The organism is Sulfurimonas sp. (assembly GCF_014859695.1).
Taxonomy (GTDB): Bacteria; Campylobacterota; Campylobacteria; order Campylobacterales; family Sulfurimonadaceae; genus Sulfurimonas.
In genome coordinates, this window is the sequence record NZ_JACUTS010000104.1 from 1 (window position 1) to 4,956 (window position 4,956).

The following is a 4,956-nucleotide window of genomic DNA, read 5'->3' on the forward strand; positions in this document are numbered from 1 at the left end:
GTGCAATACTTTTGGATTGTTTTTTTGGTAAATTAGGTGCGAAAGTTGAGTTATATTCATAAAAGAGTGACTGGCACTCTTCTTCTTTTTTTATTTAGGCACCTTTTTTTTCTAAATTATAATAATTAGCACACATTTAACATCTAAGTTATTTTTATTTTTTTAAGTTAATATCTATATAATGTGTTTGAATAAATAGTTATCCACTCGCTACGCGACCGGATAACGAGGGCGCTAGTTGTGCTACCGTTATGGGTAGCTGCAAATTTATGCTAAAAGCAAACTTACATTTTATATTAGATAAAATAGCACATTAAAATTATGGATTACAAGTGAATAAATACAACGAGTATGAAAAAGAAGAGTTAATCAAGATTATAGAGCAACAAGAAAATGAGCTTAAATATAAAAAGTATGGCTTAGTTTGGGATACTGAGCGTGAACCCGAGCAAGTTGTTCTTGATTGTGAAAACTTTTTACCTATTTTAAAACACATTACTTCAAACACCATAAATACTTGCAATAGTGAAGATAATATATTAATAGAGGGTGATAATTATCATGCTCTTTCTGTATTAAATTATACTCACAAAGAAAAAATTGATGTTATATATATTGACCCTCCTTACAATACTGGTGAAAAAGATTTTAAATATAATGATTCTTATGTAGATAAAGAAGATTCTTATAGACACTCTAAATGGCTATCATTTATTGAAAAAAGGCTTAATATCGCTAAAGAAGTATTAAGTAAAGATGGAATTATTATTGTTCATATAGATGAACATGAATCAAATAATTTATATCTTTTACTCTCGAAAGTTTTTGGTGAAAAGAATAGTTTAGGAACTATTATTTGGAATAAAAAAAATCCAAAAGGTGATAGTAAAGGTGTTTCTGTCATGCACGAATCAATCCTTTGCTTTGCTAAAAATAAAGAGAAATTTTTAGCACTTGAAAATGTACTAAGAAGAAAAAAACCAAATGCAGAAGCAATTTTAAGAAAGGCATCTCAGCTTTATAGAAAAATTAGTAGGACTGTTATTCCTGATGATGTAAAGGAAGTTATTAAACCATTTAATTATCCAAAAGAAACATTAAAAGATTTTGAAGTTACTTATAATTTAGAACTAGTGAATAAAGAGTTCCAAAATTGGCTTAATAAACAAGAATTTTCGAATGGAGAAAAAGCATATAAGTTTATTGATTCTGATGGAGAAGTTTATCAATCAGTTTCTATGGCATGGCCAAATAAAAAACCAGCCCCAGAAGATTATTTTCTTCCATTAATTCATCCAGTAACTAATAGACCTTGCCCTATACCTGCAAGAGGTTGGAGAAATCCACCAGTAACTATGCAAAGATTATTGCTCGCTGATTTAATTCTTTTTGGAACTGATGAAATGACTCAACCTCGTAGAAAATACTTGTTAAGAGAAAATATGTTTGAGAACACAAACTCTCTTTATGAAAATGGAAATAGCGACGACTCATTGTTTACTGATATGGGATTAGATTTTGCATATCCTAAGCCTGTAAGTGCAGTGCAGTATTTAATTGCATCTATATACCCTCAAGCACAAATAATATGTGACTTTATGGCTGGTAGCGGAACAACGGCACATGCAGTTTTGGAATTAAATAGAATAGATGGTGGAAATAGAAAATTTATATTGTGTACCAATAATGAAAATAACATTTGTACTGATGTTACTTACCCTAGAATTTCAAACATTATTAATGGCTATGCACGAAGAAGTGATGGTGAACAAGTAGAAGGATTAGGTGGAAATTTACAATACTTCCAAACAGATTTACTAAAAAAATCAAACAATAGGCATCAGACAAAACTTAACCTCACAAGTAAATGTGCCGAAATGCTTTGTGTAAAAGAAAATATTTTTAATATTTTTAAGAGTGGAGATGACTATAAAATCTACTCTTCACATGATAATACAAAATACCTCTGTATATATTTTAATACAATAGATGATAGTTTTGATGAGTTCATAGTAGAGCTGAAAAATATTGATGGATATAAATTAGTATATATGTTTTCCGATGATTTAAATGTTGATAAAGAACCTTTTAAAGAGATTAAAAATTGTAATATAGGGGCTATCCCTCAAAAAATTCTTGATATTTATAAACAGCTTATTAAAATGAATATTCCTATCAAACCATTAACTATTTTTACAGATTTGGCAAAAGCTAAAAAAAGAGTATTTATTGAGAAAGAGAAAGATGATGGAGCAAGTAAATTGCGTATAGTTTTAGAAAAAACAATTCAAAAAATTGCTCAAAATAGCGGAATAGCTATTTTAAAACCAAATGGAAAAGAAGAAACGGTTGAAAATCTTAATAACACTCTTAAACACAATGGCGTTTTTTCAAAAGTAACTTGGCAAGAAAATCAAACTTATATGGCTATAGGTAATCATGCAGCACATGGTGATTATGATGAGTATGATTTGAATCAGGTTGAAAATTTTTACAGATATACCCAGTCATTAATTGACGGGTTTAATATAGGATAGGTTATGGGAATTAAAACTTTAAAACGATACCAAGAAGAAGCAGTAGAAGAGTTAATTAAGTACTCAGAAAAGCTTATAAGAAAAAATAGAGAAAAACAGACAATAGTATTTCAAGCTCCTACAGGAAGTGGAAAAACTTTTATGATGGGTTCTTTTATAGAACAACTTATAAATGAAATGCCAAACGATGATTTGTGTTTTCTGTGGATAAGCATTGGTACGGGTAAACTTCATAAACAAAGCTATAACTCTTTAAAAAATAACTATGCTGGTTTTCCTGATATATATTTACTTGAAGAAGAGTTCTTTGGCTCTCGACAAACGATTGATAAAAATGAAGTAGTGATTGTTAACTGGGATAAGCTAAACCAAAAAGATAAAAAAACTAATGAGTGGAAAAGTACTCTTATGAAAGATAAAGAGGGTACAAACTTTAGAGAGCTTGTAAAAAATACTAAACAAAGTGGAACAAAAATTATCTTGATTATTGATGAAAGTCATACAAATTCAACAAGTAAAAGAGCATTAGAAATCAGGGATGAGATAATTAAAGCTGATTTAACTATTGAAATGAGTGCTACTCCTGTTTTGACAGAGGGTGAATACCAACAAAAAGTTAAAGTTGAGCCTTTGGATGTTATAGAAGAAGGGATGATAAAAAAAGAGATAGTTATTAATGACCACATAGATTTAACAACAGATGATGAAACAACTACACAAGAGCTTATTTTACAATCTGCTTTAAATAAAAGAATTTCATTACTTCAAGCATATCAAGAAGCTAATATAAAAGTGAATCCTTTAGTCTTAATACAAATACCGATAGGTAGTGAGGGGGGTGATAAGCAAGAATTTATTGAAACCTTTTTAGCTAAAAATAATATTACATATGAAAATGGAAAACTTGCTATTTGGTTAACTAAAGACGAAGAGAAAATAAACCTTGAGATTTTAGAAAATAATACCAATAAAGTTGAATTCCTAATTTTCAAACAAGCAATAGGTACTGGATGGGATTGTCCGAGAGCACAAATTTTGGTTAGATTTAGAGAAGTAAAAAGCATTGTTTTTAATATTCAAGTCGTTGGTAGAATCCTTAGAATGCCAGAAGCAAAGCATTATAAAAATGATGATTTAAACAAAGCATACATGTATGTGAATACAAAAGCATTTAATATTGATTCTGAGGTATTAAAACTTAATGTTGTAAAATCGCTAAAATCAAAAAGAAAAGATATCTACAAACCTTTAGAATTGAAATCTTACTATAGAAATAGAATTGATTTCGGGGATATCACTTATTCATTTAATAAAGTTTTAGAAAAAACTTTTTGTGATGAATTTGGTTTAGAAGTAGGGAATTATGATGTAGTAGGTTCAAATCAAGAGGCAGTCAAATCTAAAATAAACCTTGATTTCAAAAATGCAGAAGATGAAATCATGTTAGATGTTCATATTGATACTTCACTTTTCGATAAAATGGATGAAAAAACAATAAAATCAGACAAAACTATTTCGGGTGTTTACTCTGAAAATGACATAATTTACGCAGTTGAAAATCTTATAAAAGTTAATTTAAACGGATATGCTTTCAAAAGATCAATAAGTCCAGTTAGAAATGCACTTTATCGTTGGTTTGATAAGTATTTAGGAATTAATAAGTTTGATTTAAATGGAGTTATTAGAATATATTTGATTATTTTAAATAATCATAAAGTATTCTCGCCATTACTTGATGCCTCTGTTAAGGCATTTAAGCCAACTAAAGATGAAGAAATTAAACTAAAAGTAGCTGAAAATGAAGTGTGGAATGAGCAATGGGAAATAGCGGAAGAAAAATATTTTAATCCAAGATATGAGAGATATGAATACAGGCTTTCTCTCTATGAACCATGTTATTTAAGTTTTGACAGTAAAGTAGAAGAAGAGTTTATTGATTATATAGAAAAAAATAGTGATAATATTACATGGTGGTGGCAAAATGGAAGCGAACACATGGCTGTAAATTTTGGTATCAAATATGGAATTCAATCCACTTTTCAACCTGATTTTTTAATCATGTTTAATGATGGTAGATTAGGTATTTTTGATACTAAAGCTAGTGGTGAACGAGAAGATGATAATAAAGTTAAAGCTGAAGCTTTACAACAATATATTTTAGAAGAGAATCAAAAAGGTAAAAATTTAATTGGTGGATTAGTAATTAAAGATGCTGAACACTTTAGATTAAATAATAAAAAAGAATACATTTCTTTTAAAGAAAAAACAGAAGATTGGACATATTTTAAGAATCTATAATAAATCTTAGCACCGGACAGTTAAACCTGTCGGTGAACTCAACCGTTATCATTCACGAAGGAATACAAAAGGTGGCTGACACCATTTTCTGATTGCAGCGCTCAGGGATTGCTTTGCTGCA

At 29.2% G+C, this 4,956-nt stretch carries 2 protein-coding genes; both read left to right on the forward strand.

Annotated elements, in window-relative coordinates:
- The first annotated feature begins 332 nt into the window (after positions 1-332).
- A complete protein-coding gene (locus IBX42_RS11175; RefSeq protein WP_294932953.1) occupies positions 333-2,537 on the forward strand; it encodes a site-specific DNA-methyltransferase in 2,205 nt (734 codons plus the stop codon).
- A gap of 3 nt (positions 2,538-2,540) precedes the next feature.
- Entirely contained in the window at positions 2,541-4,835 is a 2,295-nt protein-coding gene (locus IBX42_RS11180; protein WP_294932955.1) for a DEAD/DEAH box helicase family protein, read from the forward strand.
- Positions 4,836-4,956 lie beyond the last annotated feature (121 nt).

Bases quoted from the DNA above. Each gene is read 5' to 3' on its own strand.
- IBX42_RS11180 (WP_294932955.1), top strand. From the start codon at position 2,541: ATGGGAATTAAAACTTTAAAACGATACCAAGAAGAAGCAGTAGAAGAG.